At 38.0% G+C, this 16,453-nt stretch carries 16 protein-coding genes and 1 tRNA gene; 9 read left to right on the top strand and 8 right to left on the bottom strand.

All coding sequences use genetic code 11. The features are described 5' to 3' along the window. The 9 genes from QZZ41_RS06730 to QZZ41_RS06770 all read left to right on the top strand — a co-directional run bounded on the left by QZZ41_RS06730 (position 1) and on the right by QZZ41_RS06770 (position 9,646). The gene (locus QZZ41_RS06730; protein WP_295069729.1) at positions 1-2,781 is read left to right on the top strand and encodes a DNA methyltransferase; all 2,781 of its coding nucleotides are present in this window, start codon (positions 1-3) and stop codon (positions 2,779-2,781) included. Between the two features lie 35 nt (positions 2,782-2,816). Further along, entirely contained in the window at positions 2,817-3,191 is a 375-nt protein-coding gene (locus QZZ41_RS06735) for a hypothetical protein (RefSeq protein WP_295069731.1), read from the top strand. 472 nt (positions 3,192-3,663) lie between these two features. Further along, positions 3,664-5,592, top strand: a complete 1,929-nt coding sequence (locus QZZ41_RS06740) for a hypothetical protein (protein WP_295069733.1) — start codon at positions 3,664-3,666, stop codon at positions 5,590-5,592. 5 nt (positions 5,593-5,597) lie between these two features. Continuing rightward, on the top strand, positions 5,598-6,431 hold the full coding sequence (locus QZZ41_RS06745) for a hypothetical protein (RefSeq protein ID WP_295069735.1): 834 nt from the start codon (positions 5,598-5,600) through the stop codon (positions 6,429-6,431). A gap of 253 nt (positions 6,432-6,684) precedes the next feature. Beyond that, the gene (locus tag QZZ41_RS06750; RefSeq protein ID WP_295069737.1) at positions 6,685-7,767 is read left to right on the top strand and encodes a hypothetical protein; all 1,083 of its coding nucleotides are present in this window, start codon (positions 6,685-6,687) and stop codon (positions 7,765-7,767) included. A 34-nt stretch (positions 7,768-7,801) separates the two neighbouring features. Then, positions 7,802-8,404 carry a hypothetical protein gene (locus tag QZZ41_RS06755; RefSeq protein ID WP_295069739.1) on the top strand — a complete coding sequence of 201 codons (603 nt, stop codon included), beginning with the start codon at positions 7,802-7,804 and terminating at the stop codon, positions 8,402-8,404. A gap of 58 nt (positions 8,405-8,462) precedes the next feature. Then, positions 8,463-8,654: a hypothetical protein gene (locus tag QZZ41_RS06760; protein WP_295069741.1), complete on the top strand. Its 192-nt coding sequence runs from the start codon at positions 8,463-8,465 to the stop codon at positions 8,652-8,654. A gap of 81 nt (positions 8,655-8,735) precedes the next feature. Then, on the top strand, positions 8,736-8,957 hold the full coding sequence (locus QZZ41_RS06765) for a hypothetical protein (RefSeq protein WP_295069743.1): 222 nt from the start codon (positions 8,736-8,738) through the stop codon (positions 8,955-8,957). Between the two features lie 62 nt (positions 8,958-9,019). Beyond that, positions 9,020-9,646: a hypothetical protein gene (locus QZZ41_RS06770; protein ID WP_295069745.1), complete on the top strand. Its 627-nt coding sequence runs from the start codon at positions 9,020-9,022 to the stop codon at positions 9,644-9,646. An 899-nt stretch (positions 9,647-10,545) separates the two neighbouring features. Here the strand turns inward: QZZ41_RS06770 and QZZ41_RS06775 are convergent. The 8 genes from QZZ41_RS06775 to QZZ41_RS06810 all read right to left on the bottom strand — a co-directional run bounded on the left by QZZ41_RS06775 (position 10,546) and on the right by QZZ41_RS06810 (position 16,385). Further along, positions 10,546-10,622, bottom strand: a tRNA-Met gene (locus tag QZZ41_RS06775). A gap of 125 nt (positions 10,623-10,747) precedes the next feature. Further along, complete coding sequence (locus QZZ41_RS06780) at positions 10,748-11,245, bottom strand: GNAT family protein (RefSeq protein WP_295069747.1); 498 nt, start codon at positions 11,243-11,245, stop codon at positions 10,748-10,750. 11 nt (positions 11,246-11,256) lie between these two features. Continuing rightward, positions 11,257-11,691, bottom strand: coding sequence for a GNAT family N-acetyltransferase (locus tag QZZ41_RS06785; protein ID WP_295069748.1), 435 nt, complete (start codon positions 11,689-11,691; stop codon positions 11,257-11,259). A gap of 127 nt (positions 11,692-11,818) precedes the next feature. Further along, on the bottom strand, positions 11,819-12,631 hold the full coding sequence (locus QZZ41_RS06790; RefSeq protein ID WP_295069750.1) for a hypothetical protein: 813 nt from the start codon (positions 12,629-12,631) through the stop codon (positions 11,819-11,821). Positions 12,632-12,937: 306 nt separating this feature from the next. Continuing rightward, entirely contained in the window at positions 12,938-13,666 is a 729-nt protein-coding gene (locus QZZ41_RS06795) for a dockerin type I repeat-containing protein (RefSeq protein WP_295069752.1), read from the bottom strand. Between the two features lie 207 nt (positions 13,667-13,873). After that, positions 13,874-14,359, bottom strand: coding sequence for a GNAT family N-acetyltransferase (locus tag QZZ41_RS06800; RefSeq protein ID WP_295069754.1), 486 nt, complete (start codon positions 14,357-14,359; stop codon positions 13,874-13,876). Then, positions 14,325-15,629 (bottom strand): galactokinase family protein, encoded by a 1,305-nt coding sequence (locus tag QZZ41_RS06805; protein WP_295069756.1) that lies wholly within the window; start codon positions 15,627-15,629, stop codon positions 14,325-14,327. The genes QZZ41_RS06800 and QZZ41_RS06805 overlap by 35 nt, the downstream gene beginning before the upstream one ends. A gap of 21 nt (positions 15,630-15,650) precedes the next feature. After that, positions 15,651-16,385, bottom strand: coding sequence for an MBL fold metallo-hydrolase (locus tag QZZ41_RS06810; RefSeq protein WP_295069758.1), 735 nt, complete (start codon positions 16,383-16,385; stop codon positions 15,651-15,653). Positions 16,386-16,453: the final 68 nt, after the last annotated feature.

Genomic DNA, 16,453 nt, shown 5'->3' on the forward strand with positions numbered 1-16,453 from the left:
GTGACCGATAAGGAGCAGAAAAAAGCAGCAAAGGACTTTGCCGCACGTTGGGAGGGCAAAGGCTACGAAAAAGGACAATCGCAGCAGTTTTGGTTGGACTTGCTTGTGAATGTATACGGAGTAAAGGATATAGCAGGATTTATAAGCTTTGAAGATCAGGTCATGCTTGACCATACAAGCTTCATAGACGGTTATATAAACTCAACTCATGTAATGATAGAGCAAAAGAGCTTGGACAAGGACCTGCGCAAAGGAATAAAGCAGTCGGACGGCTCTGTGCTATCTCCGTTCCAACAGGCAAAGCGTTACGCTGCGGAGCTGCCGTATTCAAAGCGTCCTCGTTGGATAATAACTTGTAACTTTGCAGAGTTCCTTGTATATGATATGGAGAAGCCAAACGGTGAACCTGAGCAGATATTCCTCAAGGACTTGGCAAAGGAGTATTATAGACTTGCTTTCATCGTGGATACTGCCAATGAGAATATAAAAAAGGAAATGGAAATTTCCTTGAAGGCAGGAGAGCTTGTTGGAAAGCTCTATGACGCTATCCTCAAACAGTACGCTGATCCAGACAGTGAGGAAACACTGAAAAGCCTAAATAAGCTCTGTGTACGTCTTGTATTCTGCCTTTATGCAGAGGACGCTGATATATTCGGCAAACATCAGATGTTCCATGACTACATGAAGCGTTTCTCAGCTCGGGACTTCCGCAAGGCTCTGATAGAGCTTTTCCAGATACTTGATACAAAGCCAGAGGATAGAGACAAGTACCTCGATGATGATCTTGCAGCGTTCCCATACGTCAACGGAGGTCTTTTTGCGGACGAACACATTGAGATACCTCGCTTTACTGACGAGATAATTGATATTCTTCTCCGAAATGCAAGTGAAGATTTTGACTGGTCAGGTATATCTCCGACTATATTCGGAGCCGTATTTGAAAGCACACTGAACCCTGAGACAAGACGCAGCGGCGGTATGCACTATACTTCCATAGAGAACATTCACAAGGTCATTGATCCGCTGTTCCTCGATGAGTTGCGGAAGGAGCTTGAAAATATCAAGGCAACATACAAGGTCGATAAGACAAAAAAAGCAAAGATTGAGGAATTCCGAGACAAGCTTGCAAGTCTGACATTCCTCGATCCTGCCTGTGGCAGCGGAAACTTCCTGACTGAAACATACATAAGTCTGCGCCGACTTGAAAATGAAGCCTTAAAATACATTCTTGACGGTCAGATGATGTTTGACATTGATCCGATCAAGGTGAATATTTCTCAGTTTTACGGCATTGAGATAAACGACTTTGCTGTAACGGTAGCAAAAACGGCTCTCTGGATAGCGGAAGCTCAGATGTTGCAGGAGACAGAGGAAATAGTTGAGCATAACATTCCTTTTCTCCCATTGAAATCCTACGCAAATATAACAGAGGGAAACGCTCTGAGGACTGATTGGGAGAGTGTTGTGCCAAAAGACAAGCTTTCATATATAATGGGAAATCCGCCATTTGTCGGCTATTCTCTGCAAAGCAAAGCACAGAAAGAAGATATGCTGTCGATCTACGTTGACGAAAAGGGCAAGCCGTATAAGACAGCCGGTAAGATAGATTATGTAGCAGCATGGTATTTCAAGGCTGCACAGCTCATGGAGAATACTGCAATAAGAACAGCCTTTGTTTCAACGAACAGCATTACACAGGGCGAACAGGTTGCAGGAGTCTGGAAGCCGTTGTATGACCGTTTCGGAATACACATCGACTTTGCTCACAGGACGTTCCGTTGGGACAGTGAAGCAAGCTTAAAGGCTCATGTGCATTGCGTTATTGTTGGCTTTAGTATAGCAGAGAATAAGGCTGATAAGCGGATTTATGATAATGGAATAATAAAGATTGTTAAGAATATAAATGCATATCTCATTGAAGCACCAGATGTATTTGTTGAAAGCAGAAAAAAGCCACTATCAGAAGTGCCAGAAATGCTTAAGGGCAGCAGTCCAGTTGATGGAGGACATCTTCTTTTGTCAGAAGATGAATATAATGAGCTAATAATAAAAGAACCATTATCCAAAGCTTGTATCAGGACGTTTCTTGGTGCAAAAGAATACCTTCATAACATATGTAGATATTGTATTTGGATAGATAATAGAAATTATTCTGTATTATCAAAACTTCCCGAAATAAAAAAACGTATTTCCTTAGTTAGAGAATTTAGACTTTCCAGTACAAAAGAAGCTACAAGGAAATATGCCGATTATCCAACGAGATTTATGGAATTGAGACAGCCAGAAACAAGTTATATTCTTATTCCTCGTCATTCATCTGAAAACAGAAAATATATTCCTTTTGGTTTTATGAGTGCAGATGTAATATGTGGTGACGCAAATAATATGCTCCCCAATGCAACTCTGTATCATTTAGGGATAATGATTTCTAATGTGCATATGGCTTGGACAAAAGCAGTGTGCGGAAGAATAAAAAGTGATTTTAGATATTCAAACGATGTTGTATATAATAATTTCCCGTGGTGTACGCCTACGGACGAACAAAAGGCAAGGATAGAGCAGACAGCTCAGATGATACTTGACGCAAGAGCACAGTATCCAGATTGCTCTCTTGCCGATCTCTACGATGAAACAACTATGCCGCCTGAGCTGCGAAAGGCTCATCAGGCTAACGATCTGGCTGTCATGGCTGCTTATGGCTTCGATAAGAAGATCACCGAAAGCGAGTGCGTGGCAGAGCTGATGAAGATGTATCAGAAGCTGACGGAAAAGGAGCGTTAATACATTTATTAACGATAAATATGGAGCTGATAAAAATGAATGAGACTAAGAGATATTTTGAAAAAGCGCATATCATATTTGATTTGCTTAAGGACGGTAACGAGGTTTCGATTGATACAATAAGAAATGAGCTCAATGTATCGAACAGAAGGGTACAGGCTGCTTTAGACGAATTCAACTTGTTTGAGAAAACAATTGTATTTCTCGATAACGAGAAGGTGAAGTTTTGTGAAGCGAAGAATACCTTAACTGACTGTATGACTTATAATAGATTTTCACATATTATTGAGCTATTTATTCAAGATCCAGAGTGCTACATTACGGGCAATGAGATTGAAGTTGCAAAAGAGCTTGATGTAGATAGAAGTATAATTCAAAAACTGAAAGCTCTTGTCAAAATGAACCTTTGACAACGATGAGGGCAGAATTTGTGTGATATGGATATAAAGTATAAACATGGTCAGACCGTATATATAGTCGAAAATGGTCATTTTATAAGAGAGTGTGTCGTAATTAATTACGTTGGAGGTATGTATACTATTCGTTTCTCCGACGGCAACGGAGCTATTAAGCTCAGAGAAAGCAGACTTTTTTCTTCAAAAGAGGAAGCAAAAAAGAGTATTCGTTGATATAGTGAGAAATAAAGTGTATGCAATTAACTACGTTGATACAAATATCAACATGGATAGATATGTTGTAGAACAATAATTATAAAAAGAGAGCTTGTCATGCAAGCTCTTTTTTTATAGACGTTTCAAAATAACCATATAATTGACATCCACAATCATTTGTGATATACTTATAGTAAGAAACAAATTATTATACAATATGTGAAAAATAATATACATTATACCGTGTTGCTGACAATCAGGAGGGATATTAATGAAAAAAACTCTGGCTTTTATATTAGCTATTTCCTGTATTGCTTCTACATTCTCTGCTTGTACAGATGAAGCAAAAACAAATGATAATCAAGTAACTGATGTGGTAACACTTCCAACTATAGCTCCAACTTTAAATACAACAGCATTAACTTCATCTGTTGTATCTTCAACAACTACAACAACCAACATCAAAAGAACAAGTACACAAACAAATTATAAAACAACTTCTGCTATTACCACAACTTCAATTACAACAACAACCGTATCAGAAGATTTAACAAGTGTTCAAGAAAATTCTATCGCTTGGCTTAATTACCTTGCTATGATTTCTCAGGAAATTAATTCTTCTCAAAATAGCAAAATGTATTTGGAAGAAGCATATGCTGCTCTGATTAATAACACTAATCCAGCAAATGTTAATGAGCTAACAGAAAGTCACCTCGTTAGTCTGTTGGATATTATCGAAAAATATCGAATGATTGCTATAAAACGTGATCGATTAAAGTATATTTATGAGCAGAATAAGGCTAAAGCTTTGAGAGCAGCTATTCCAAATCCTATTGGTCTATTAAGTGCAACAGAGTCAATTGATCCTGTCAAATTAATCGCGTCAGGAATATATATGGCAGTTGACTCATTCAGCAGTTATTCATCATATAAAAACGAAGTAAATCAAGAATACCTAAAGGACGGGTGGGAACTCGATGATGAAGCAGCTGAAAATCTTCACGACAGTCGCAAAAGAGCTTTTACATATATGATAGACATTGTTCGTCAAGATGATCTTCCTGGTGATCTTGCTCTGAACGAAAGTGCTATTGAAAAGTTTGTCGATTGTAAGAACAATACCAATGTTAATCAGCAAATACAGTTTCTCGAAGCAAACGAGAATACATATCATGCATTTGGAAGCTATTGGCTTTTATTATCCGAATGCTACTATAATAATCAGCAGTATCAAAAGTGTTTAGACTGCATTACAGAATATGAAAATTTACATTCTGATATTTTCAGAAAAGATTATAGCCTTGCTAAGACGCTTCCCCTTGCTGTAGCAGCTGCTTCACAAGTTCAAACAGAGGATAAATATGTTAAAACGGCTGAAAAATATCTGGAAATGATTACAGATAATACTGAAAGCGATGAATGGGATTTAAGGTATTTTGCGGCGGAAATGTATGTTGACCTTTATACCAAAACGCAGAAAAAAGAATACCTTCAATCTGCATATGATATATCGTTAAATAATGTCAATTACCTCACTGCAAAGCAGAAAGAGATAAACAGCACATATATTGCTTCTGTCAAGAAGGTTTCCATTCCTAAAACAGCTTCTAAAAAAGAAAAGAAAAAAATCGAAGCATATAACGACGCCTTAGAAGATAAAAGAGAAACGGAATTACCGGAAACATACGAACCTCTCGCCATAAACTGTGAACTACTTTTTGCTGTTGCTGATAAGCTTAAAATATCACAAGCAGAAAAAGATCACATTGAAGGAATTTTGTCTGATGGTGATAATTCGATATTCTTGACTAAGCCTATACGGAACATTTTCACTTTCAATCCTACTAATATGTTTTTCTCCTCAGAATATGATAAAGATGAGCTTACTCTGCCTGTTTCGTGTGTATCACAAGGTGCAAAAATAAAAGTTACAGTTACAAGTGGAGATAAATCCGTTGTATACGAAGATTGGAAAATTGATGAAGTTGAACGTCCTAAAAAAGACTTTTCTTCATTCAAGGTAGTTTATACCAGCAAGAAAGCTGGGGATTGTAAATGGCATAAGGATAGCCAGGTCAAAGTAGAGATATTCAATGGGGAGTATTCTGATAGTGTTCCTGTTGTCATTAATTTTAAAGTAAGTAAATATAAGCATAGGAAAGTAGTTTGGGATACTGTCGAATTTGAACAGGTGGTTTGATAGTTATGAAATATGTAAAACGAATTCTTGTGTTATTTCTTACTGCTGTTATGTGTTTCGCTATTTCCTCTCCAGCATATGCGTTTAATCGAGAAGAACATGATAAATATATGCTGAAAGTTCTTTTCTATTCTTTTAAGGAAGTTGATAATGACGTAAGTATAAAAGACGAAATAGAAGCTCTTGAATGTGCTTCTTACTTAACAATTGATCAGTATAATGGAAATGGAGAGAAAGATCTATCATATCTACAACAATATAAAGTCAAAAATCTTCCTTCTTCAATAAGTCAAATAGATTATACTTCTGGAGCATATCACCGACGAGCCACACACAGAGGATGGGACGGAGAAACAACAGGAGTCTACAATACAACTGATCGTGAACGATGGACTATTCGAAAAAAAATCCTGATAAATACAGCAGATAAAATATTTGATTTCAAAGGTAATACTACCAAAAGAGATAGTTTTTGTGCATTGATATACTACACGCATATTTTAGGAGACAGATTATCAGATACCAAATATTATCAAAACAATGATATAATCGAACTTGGCGGTAGAACAGACAATCAAGATATTACTCATGAATTAATACACCATATTTCCATTTTGTTTTCAGATCAAAATCACACGTTCAAATTCAATCATGTAATTACAAAACTTGATCTCATTAATAGTCGAATATCCACGCTTTTGAAGCGTAACAATGGCAGTATATCCAATGAAGACTTTGCCGAGTACAAAGGTTACGCCAAAGACATAATGGATGTTTTGATGTATAATATTCCTGAAATGCTCAAAAGCGAGGACTTCTTTAGGAACGTATTCTATTAAATGAAAAACGAAGTTTTTAAAAATCAATTATAATGAAAGAAGAAGTAATGTCAATGGAAGAATTCATGAAGAAGAAACAAGTTTATTATTATGAAAGCTCCCTACATAAGGGAGCTTTTCTTTTGAATGCTGCTCATTGATACAAGTATCAACGCTTTTTACTTTCTGTTCATTGACTTTCACAAAAAAATGTGATACCATAAATAAAAAAGAACGAATTATAGGCTTTTTTCTTTTCAAAGGAGATATTATTATGGAAGAAATCAAATGCCCTTATTGTGGTAATGTTCAGGTAAATAAATCTGACAAAGGGAAATATGTTTATCATTGTCCTTTTTGTAATGGCGATTTTGACTTGGAAAGTCATTTATCTATAGAAAACAATAACAAAGACAGGTATTTAAAAGCCGCGTATACACATATTCAAAACAGCAATTTAGGATATGCATTAGAAATGCTTAATCGACTTGAATTAGAATATCCATTTGACAAAGAAGTACAAGCTTTGAGAGTTATGTATAACACTGCCCTTGAAAAAGAGCAGCAACGAATACAAGCTGAAAATGAAGTGCAAGCGTATTTAGCCAGAAAAGAAGCGGTTATAAATCAAATATCAGCTCTTGAAAAAGATGATAATTTTTGGTCATCAGACAACGGAACAATTGATAAAAGCAAGTTAATCTCAGCTTTTAATCTTTTAGACAAAGCGGAAGAATATGAACTTGAATGCCCGTCGTTCAGAGCAAAAATGTGGAGCCTTTATAATGATACTAAAAACGGGCGACGTAGGCTTCCAAATACAGAATTTAGCGATGTGCATAGATTTTATAACTTGTTTTGTAGGATAACTGATATTTGGGATTTGCAAATAGAGCATTCTCAAACTAAAAAAGAGTTAAAAGCAGCACAGAAAGAGTGGTCTAACAAAATAACAAAAAGTGTTAATGCCGCTCTATTTGGTGGAATAGCAATATTAATCATATCAATTGTAAACATTATTTTTACAATAAAATCTCCAAATTATACTTCTGACAAATTAAGTCCATATATCATTATTGGAAGTATTGGCTTATTAATAATTTTATGTGTTATACTGTATACGATTATTTATAATTCAAAAAGCAATTTTTGGAGTATCTTCATGTTCAGTAGAAAAAAGCAGAAGGAGTTCGAGGATGAGTTTTTAAATGATTTATCCGAGATAGAAGAAGAAATAAATGAAAATAAAAATTCGTCCGAGAACTTAAGAAGTGAATATGGTCGATTGACTTTTGATAAGACGATAATATGGATGAGAGAACATAAAGACTTATTAAATAATAGCAACGATGAATAGAAATGCTTTATAAATGACCGTAAGGAGTGATTATATGAGCTTTATAGACGAATGTAAAAAAATACTTGAAAGTAAAGAAAAAAGTAAGCATAAACAATCGGGCGAATTACTTTTTAAGCAAATAGAAGATGTAAAAAAAACCGCAACAAACATACGCGATAAAATTAAGCAGCTTTATAAAAGAGAGGAATATGTCGTAAATAGTGAAGGAGAGAAAGTTGTGCATTTTTTTGAGCCTTTTCCAAACTTAGGGTTAGCACAAGGAAAAAAACTGCTTATAAATAAAGAAGACTTCACTTACAAGCAGATCGTTGAAATAACCGATAACGAAGCCTTTTTAATGGAAGAACTAAAAAAATTACTATGTAATGATAACATTATTGTTAATGGTCCGTATATTATTCATTCTTTTCAGTATTATCTAATGGATCAATACACTGATTGGAATGATCGGTATTTCATACCTATTATCACAAGTGCCCAAATAAGGAATAAACCTAAGTCGTGGAAGAAAAGAGGATCTACTAATTATCTTGGCTTTCATGATTGGGAGCCTAAAGCTGGAAGTTTTAAAAATCAAACATACGAGTCGTCAGTTTATCTAATCGCAGTTGAAATTACAATGACTCTCAAATAAAGGCGAAAACAGCGTTTTGTTTACTCGTTGATACAAATATCAACGAATGGGTGATATTATGAAAAGTAAATATAATTCAGGCGATGTTGTATATATAGTCGAAAACGGACACTTCATAAGAGAGTGTGTAGTTATAAGATATAGCGGTGGACTATACATGATCCGCTTCACTGACAGCAATGGAGCTATTAAGCTCAGAGAAAGCAGACTTTTTTCTTCAAAAGAGGAAGCAAAAAAGAGTATTCGTTGATATGACAAGAAATAAAGTGTACGTAATTGATTACGTTGATACAAGTATCAACCAACAATAAAAGTGTAAAGGAGTGTTTTTATGGAATTCATCAGCATTAGTTCAAATGGTGTAGGATATTACATCAATCCAGCTCAAATAGTATATCTGTCAACAAAGCCTAATGCAGAAGGTCTGTACGACATTGTATTCTCAGGCGGCGAAAAACTTCCATTAGAGTGGGAAGCGATGTTTGAACTTGGTTTAGCGATCCACAATGCCAATAAAAGCACTTCTCATGAAGCCACAACGCTTTCTCGTTGATACAAATATCAACGTTTATTTAGTCAGTATTAATGACAGTGTTGATTTTGGAGGTGTATATAATGAAAAGCAAGAAGAAAACGGTAATGTTTGTTATAAGTATGATATGGCTTATCTTTTCGGTTATTGTAAGTATTTTGCTATTTACTAAATACACACATTTCTATGTGTTTGGTCTACTGATTAGGGAATTAGCGTTTGTTGGTATCTCTGGAATTATATTTTTTGTTCTTCTCTTTTTTGGCTGCCAAAGTACCTACTATTCTCAATCAAGATATATTGTTATATTTGTCGGAGTCCTTTGGATTGCTTTGAGTTCAATATTATGCTGGAACAGCATGAAAGAAACATTTACCGAACACAGAAACACCAAGCGATATACCATAACACTGTCTGACGGTAATAAACTTCTCTTTTATGAGCAGATAGGCGAGAATAAGAATATGTTTTCTTATGTTGATGTTTATCGAAAAGATTTGTTCCTTATTCGTGAGCTTGGAGGATTTGGAAGCCAATATATCAATAAAGATACTGATACTCCAAATTACTCGTATAATGAGGATACAAAGGAAATCACGTTCTATGGCACATACAAATATTCCGATGAGCTTCATGAACAATTCCCCGATCTGGAGGACAGAGAAGATACTTTTGTACTTAATGTAGTATCAACGGCAAACAATAATTGATTTTTCTTTTCAATCAAGACCGCAACTTTTGGGAATTTATTCATAATGAAATAAGAAATATCCCGACTTTCCTCTGAAAATCGGGATATTATTTTTTTATATAATAGCATATAAAGTGCTTGACATTCACAATTTGTTGTGTTATAATAAAAACTGGTAATAAAAAAGCACCTCGCAGGGAGTATCAGAATTGGCGTTCTGACACTCCCCATAATCAGAAAGATGATACGAACATCTAACTGACTTAGCAAGATGGCTATTTTGTGCATTTAATTATAGCACGTTTAATATAGCATTGTCAAGCCTTTCAGTGTATGTTTCGACTCATCTGCTGAAAGGTTTGTTTTTATGTTACCTCGACCAAGAGGAACTTGACAAGTGAATATTGAGATTTGAAGCGAATTTACCATGCTTTACTCTTATTTTCTTTCAAAGCTGAGATCAGTCAGCAATGAGGGAGAGTCGGAGAAATGTGCGATGACATGAGCCTGTTTAGTAGAACTAAATCAACTCTTTTGTTTGTAAGACAAGGCAGTACTCCTTCCCCGTTGATACAAATATCAACTTCAAAGGTATCATGAGCCATAAAGTATGAGTAAAGCGAATGCGTGATGTGTAACAACGTGAACGCTCCTCGAATACAAACAACAGCTATCAAATCATTCTTAATAAATGTTCGCAGTAAATAAGCTGTGCTCTTATGTGCAGCTTATTCTGCTTACGATAAATAATAAGTGCTCTGAGCATAAGTTATGTGCTTTAAGCAGTTATTATTTACGAAAACATCACATCAAGCAATGCAAATCCAATTTATTGCTTAATATGATGTAGAGTGCTATGCAAAAGTCACGGGTTTAAACTGCCATTTCCCAAAACAATTGCATAGCACTCCACAATTCTGGTTGCGGCGGCTGGATTTGAACCAACGACCTTCGGGTTATGAGCCCGACGAGCTACCTAGCTGCTCCACACCGCGATATATTGTTTAGTGTCATCTGCGACTATATTATTATATCACGATCGGAGGCTGATGTCAACAGTATAATATATATTTTTTTGTTTTAACAATAAATGCTTATTTCTTGATAATGAAGCACTATCCTAAAACATGATCTCCATTTCTATAGATTTCCAGTTTTCGCCGAAAACAGTAAACGTATCGTAATCCCCTGACGGGATAAAGCCAGCTGAAAGGTAGCATTTATAGGCAGCAGTATTATTTTCAAAAACACCTAATGTAAGCTTCCGAGCATTAAGGACTTCGGAAGCATATTTTTTTGCAAGTCCTACCATTTCGCAGCCAAAGCCCTTACCGCGCGCGGACTTATCAAGTATAACAAAGCCAAGCCGAAGCACCGACTTATCATCACTTGGATATCTAAGGATAAAATGTCCGATGACAGAACCGTTTTCGTCTTCCGCAGTAAACGGAAAGAAACGTCCGCCCTTGCTATCCTCGGAGTACCGCTCAATGATATCATCGGCTATTATCGGGAAATGGTCATATCTGTCAGCACACCAAAGTCGGAACTCCCTTTCATCTGTAAACCAGCTTATGATATGTTCGGCATCAGAGTTGATAAAATCTCTTATCTTCATCGTATTACTCCTCACAGCCACTGAATAAAGGCGGTTTTATCGGAACTGTTATAGCCTGCTTTCTTATAGAAGTCAAGAGTCCCCTGCTGTTTTGAACCCGTCATAAGCATCATCTTATAACAATTGTGTTGCAAAGCAATTTCACGGGCATAGTCAAGGCAGGCTGTAGCCAGACCTTTTCTTCTGTATTTCTCGGAAGTGACTACATTTTCGATAAAAGCATACGGACGCTGATCGTGTGTAAGGTTAGGGATAATTACACAAACACAAGAAGCTGCAATAACACCATCCTCGTCTGCAACGATGATATGGTGATCGTCGTCATCGAATATCCTGTGCCAGACCGACAATACCCTGCCATTCTTTTCGGGGAACGGATTATCATGGAGCTCCATATAAAGCTTCATAAGCCCGTCAAAGTCATTCTCTGTTATTTCTCTTATCATAGCAAACACCTCCTTGTTACAGTATATCATACAGTGTAAAAAATAGCAATAACTGCCGCACAAAAGTATAATAAAAAAGCAGACCTCCCGAAAGAGGTCTGCAACGTATGAGCAATGAGATTTAGAATTATAACTTCTGGAGGGCGAAACGTACATTAGAATCGTCCATCTTGTTATATACGGACAAGTCACTGATCTTTCCATTAGCATAAGCTTCTATAAGATCAGCATCTTCCTTTGTTACTCTGCCGTTATTATTTACATCAGCAGCCATATATGCTCTGAGAGTTTTAACATTCTGTGAGCCAGGAACATTAAAGTTTATGTAATTTGATTTTGCCTCAACAAAATCACTGATCCAAATTACGCCATTGGTCTTCTTTATCATATCTCTTACCTTGTCAGCGTCATTCTTTTTTATGCCGTCATAATTGAAAGTCTTTGCCTGTGTTGTATTGAAAGCACCTGTAACATCGCCTACAACTACTGCTAAGTACTTAACTCTTTCGTTTGCACTTTCACCTGTATAAGTTTTACCCTCAAGCTTGAGAGCTGTGTCGCTTACAAGATAGTGCTCAAAAACATCACCATATGTAGTCTTGTATGTCTCATCGTAAAGAAGAACCTGATTTGTATAATATGTTGTGTTCTTCTTCCAGTTAACATTTTCTGAATTGTATGTCTGTCCGCCTGAGCCGTTTGGCTTGCCGTCAAAATCGCCTGTCAGTGTCATCTTATCTCTTGCAACGAAAGTAAGACCCTTCTTTGTAGTTCTTGTAATGCTTGTAGTCTTAACATATGAATTATCATCTACAAAATAACCTACTCTGAAAGTTCTGATTTCCTCTGCTGCGCTTGCAGAAAATGCGTTTGCCATTGGAAGTGCGCACATAACTGCAGCTGAGACTGCTGCTGCCATTTTCTTGAGTGTTTTTTTCATTTTTGGTTCGTCCTTTCTGAATATAAAATAGTAATTTTTTGAGGAATATCGTCCTCATATGCATATTATAATACCGCTCACAAAAAGCAGTTAATTTGTTGCGCGAAGTTAACATAAATTTGTCACAATCCTCTAAATTTAGAGCAGCTTTTCTTCTTTATATCTGTTATATATATTTTATATAGCTGCGATATTATACACTTGGTACATTATGTTAATTTTATAACTATGGCAATATGAAATAAAAAGCAGACCTCCCGAAAGAGGTCTGCGCCGTTTGAGCAATATTCTATTTTAAGTATTCAATTACTTGATAAGACCAACCTGCTTTTTAGCAAAGCTGTCAAAAAGCTGAACATCATACTGCTGAATGAGTGTAGCATCTGCATCATTTACAACACCATTGCCGTCAACGTCAGCAGCCTTTAAGTTGATATTTCCTACTGCATTGCCCTCCTTAATATCCTTGTTGCCTCTAACCCACATAGCAATTGTGATAGCATCTGTCAAAGCGATCTTGCCATCGTTGTTTGCATCGCCAACGAGTACGACTTCTTCTGTTACATTGTTCTCAAAGTCATCCCAGTATTCCCAGTGACCCTTGTGATAATTGCTGAATGCCCAGATTATCTTTGTATACATTGAACCCGGCTTGAAATCAGATGCCTTAACTGATAAATCGCTGCAATCATATACTTCCATTGCTGCAACGCCGTTAAAATGAGAAAGTGCTTCTGAATCGATGAACAGGCAGCTTCTTCCTGTCTGTGGTTCAGTGTGGTCAAATTCGCTTGCAGAGCCAACGAAGTTCTTATAACCTTCGAATGTCATTGAGTTCTTGTATGAGCCGTTAAATCTTCTGTCATACTCGAATTCATAAAGGTCCTTGTTACCAGCCTTAATTGTGATGTAAGTTCTGAATGTCTTCTTCTGACCTGCGCCTGCAGCGTTTGCTGAGAGAGCATTAGCCATTGGGAGTGCGCACATTACTGCTGCTGAGAGAGCTGCAGCAATCTTCTTGATTGACTTCTTCATAGTTAGTAAGTCCTTTCTGAATAAAATATAGTAATTATCTGAAGACCTCGTGTCTTCATGTAATTATTATACTCCCCATTTTTTGTTACTGCTCATTTGTTGCGTACAGTTAACAGCAATTTGTATACACTTCCAAAAATATACCCTTCTATTGTTTTGTATATGTTTTCCTGCACAAAAGATGAATATTTTGTGTCTTAAAAGTGTTCAAAACACCAGTTTCATAAATATATCAGCTCTTTCATTGTCGTTATATCGCTCAGAACGTACAAATCCGAGCTTCTCATAAAGGCGAATAGCCTTGTCATAAATTGACATCGTATCCAGCTTTATTTCATGAAATCCACTGGATTCCGCAAAATCCACCGCAATTTTTGCAAGGCGGTATCCCTGCTTCTGACCGTGGTATTTTTCATAAAGGTAAAGCCCTTTCAGTTCACACTCGGTATCGCTGAGTTTCTTCACAGCAACCGTACCGATAAGCTTGTCATCATCAAGCAAGCACCAGAACCCGATGAAATTATGTTCAACATCAGCAAATGCAGCGTGTCTGCCCTCAGGCTCGTAAGTTTTTCCTGCCTCAGGAAAAACGTTAGCGAAAAAGTCATTTACGTCACGCTGCATATCCGCTGAGAATTCCTTTACTTCGTACATTTCATCACCTGCATGACGCACAGTCAGTCTTAAACTCATAACCGCCCACAGGTCTTATCGACAGCACATAGCAGCTGCCCTCGCCAAAAATCCTCTCCATTTCCTTAGCGTAGTCGTCCGTGAGATAGTTAGGCACAAAAGCCTGTATAGTACCTGCAAAGCCGCCGCCGTGAACTCTCACAGCACCTGCTCCGTTAAGAAAACGTTTACTGAGCATTATCGCCAGCGGTATCTGCTGAGCCTGCGGCGAACTGCATGAATACAGGTTTTGCAGCAGCTCCGCGGAGGAAGCCCCCGACTCATTAACCAGCTCAAAGAACCATTCCGTATCACGGTCAACAAGAGCCTTCGCCTCGTCAACAGTTCTTGTATTCTCCGCAAAGAAATGAGCAGCTCTCAGCAGTTCCCTGTCCGTGCAGCTCTTGCGCAGCTCGGGAAGCTTCGCATAGAACTCGTCCTCGTCCGCATCGCGGAGGTACTCACAGCCCAGTGCTTCGGCAACGTGTCTCATTTCAGCTGATATCGCACTGTAATCCTCCGTAAGATCAGCGTGACTTCCCTTTGTATCGGTGATGCAGACCGAGTACCCTGCCTTTTCAAAGTCAAAATCAAGAGAAGTGACCACAGGCTCGTCAGGGTCAGCAAAATCAATTGCCACAAAGCCGCCTGCCGCGCAAACCATTTGATCCATAAGTCCGCTTGCCTTGCCGAAATAGACATTTTCCGCGTACTTTCCTATCTTAGCGATCTCCACAGCACTCGCCTTTCCATCATTATAGCCGTTATTGATAATAGTAGCTATCATTACCTCAAAGGCCGCAGAGGACGACATACCGCTTCCGCTGAGCACATCTGACGTGAAATAAGCATCAAAGCCGCCTGTTTTCACACCCATTTCCGAAAATTGCGCAGCTATACCACGGACAAGCGCAGCGGAAGTTCCCTTTTCCGCATCATTTACCTCAAAGGACTCAAGCCCTATCTCATCAGCCGCATATCCCTCGGACTTTATACGTATAACACCCTCATCGTGAAACCTTACGATACCGATAATATCAAGGCTCACAGCTGCCGCCAGTACACAGCCGTGCTGATGATCGGTGTGATTTCCGCCCACTTCCGTTCTGCCCGAAGCTGAAAATACGCGAATATCCTCACATTCGGGATAAAGTTTTGAAAAATTCTCAGCCGCACTCAGATAACGCGCCCTGTTTCTGAGAACAGCCCTTTCGGAATTACCGTAAAGCTTTTTAAGCTGCTCGTCAAATCGGCCGTCTGAAAGTCCGTTTATAAACTCATATATTTTCATATCGTCATCTCCTTTAAGTTATCATTTAAGTAAATCTCGCCTTGAAAACAGATATTTCTTCATCACAGGTCTTGCAGTTCTCATTTTCACAGGCAGTCCGTGACCGCAGGCAAGCCATTTCGGAGATATCTCAATTATCCTTTCCAGTGACCGTGCCATAGCATTAAGCGAAGCTGCATGAGGAGTTATATCAGGCTTTCCCCACAATGCCGTGAAAGCATCTCCGCAGTACAATACTCCCTCCGCCAGCACTCCCACAGAGCCGAGAGTATGTCCCGGAAGCATGATGACATCGGCATCAAAGCCAAGCTCTCTCAATATGCCTGTATTATGGCTGTTTAGGAGTATATCGGGCACATAGGGCTTTGTGCTGAAAAGCTTCATTCGTCCGCATAGATTTTGCTGAATATTGCGAAGTCTGTACCGCCTGAGCGTTGCCTTGACAGGCTGCCTGCCGTAATGCCCTATAAGTTCCCTGTCACGCTCTCCGAGGAGTATCTCAGCACCGAGACTTTTCCGCAGCTTCTCCGCATTGCTGTCATGGTCAACATGAGCATGAGTCAGCAGTATATAGCGGATATCGAAGTCTGAAAGGTATTTCGCAAGAGCCTTGTATATAAATGGTATCCCCGTATCTATGAGCATATCGCCGTTACTGCCTTTCAGCACATAGCAGGTCACGGGAGAGCCCATTATTTCCGCGCAAAAGTAATGTATTCCGTCATATTTAATAGTATGTTCAGTTGTGTATTTCATAGCGTTTCCCTCCGTTTTCTATAATTATACCTCATATGCCGCCCATAGTCTATAACATTATGTAAATT

This window comes from Ruminococcus sp. (assembly GCF_016283395.1).

What these genes read in the sequence shown, in the direction of transcription:
- QZZ41_RS06805 (WP_295069756.1), bottom strand. Translation starts at nt 15,629, where the DNA reads ATGAAAATATATGAGTTTATAAACGGACTTTCAGACGGCCGATTTGAC.
- QZZ41_RS06770 (WP_295069745.1), top strand. Translation starts at nt 9,020, where the DNA reads ATGAAAAGCAAGAAGAAAACGGTAATGTTTGTTATAAGTATGATATGG.
- QZZ41_RS06760 (WP_295069741.1), top strand. Translation starts at nt 8,463, where the DNA reads ATGAAAAGTAAATATAATTCAGGCGATGTTGTATATATAGTCGAAAAC.
- QZZ41_RS06755 (WP_295069739.1), top strand. Translation starts at nt 7,802, where the DNA reads ATGAGCTTTATAGACGAATGTAAAAAAATACTTGAAAGTAAAGAAAAA.
- QZZ41_RS06780 (WP_295069747.1), bottom strand. Translation starts at nt 11,245, where the DNA reads ATGAAGATAAGAGATTTTATCAACTCTGATGCCGAACATATCATAAGC.
- QZZ41_RS06790 (WP_295069750.1), bottom strand. Translation starts at nt 12,631, where the DNA reads ATGAAAAAAACACTCAAGAAAATGGCAGCAGCAGTCTCAGCTGCAGTT.
- QZZ41_RS06750 (WP_295069737.1), top strand. Translation starts at nt 6,685, where the DNA reads ATGGAAGAAATCAAATGCCCTTATTGTGGTAATGTTCAGGTAAATAAA.
- QZZ41_RS06785 (WP_295069748.1), bottom strand. Translation starts at nt 11,691, where the DNA reads ATGATAAGAGAAATAACAGAGAATGACTTTGACGGGCTTATGAAGCTT.
- QZZ41_RS06795 (WP_295069752.1), bottom strand. Translation starts at nt 13,666, where the DNA reads ATGAAGAAGTCAATCAAGAAGATTGCTGCAGCTCTCTCAGCAGCAGTA.
- QZZ41_RS06740 (WP_295069733.1), top strand. Translation starts at nt 3,664, where the DNA reads ATGAAAAAAACTCTGGCTTTTATATTAGCTATTTCCTGTATTGCTTCT.
- QZZ41_RS06800 (WP_295069754.1), bottom strand. Translation starts at nt 14,359, where the DNA reads ATGAGTTTAAGACTGACTGTGCGTCATGCAGGTGATGAAATGTACGAA.
- QZZ41_RS06810 (WP_295069758.1), bottom strand. Translation starts at nt 16,385, where the DNA reads ATGAAATACACAACTGAACATACTATTAAATATGACGGAATACATTAC.
- QZZ41_RS06765 (WP_295069743.1), top strand. Translation starts at nt 8,736, where the DNA reads ATGGAATTCATCAGCATTAGTTCAAATGGTGTAGGATATTACATCAAT.
- QZZ41_RS06745 (WP_295069735.1), top strand. Translation starts at nt 5,598, where the DNA reads ATGAAATATGTAAAACGAATTCTTGTGTTATTTCTTACTGCTGTTATG.
- QZZ41_RS06735 (WP_295069731.1), top strand. Translation starts at nt 2,817, where the DNA reads ATGAATGAGACTAAGAGATATTTTGAAAAAGCGCATATCATATTTGAT.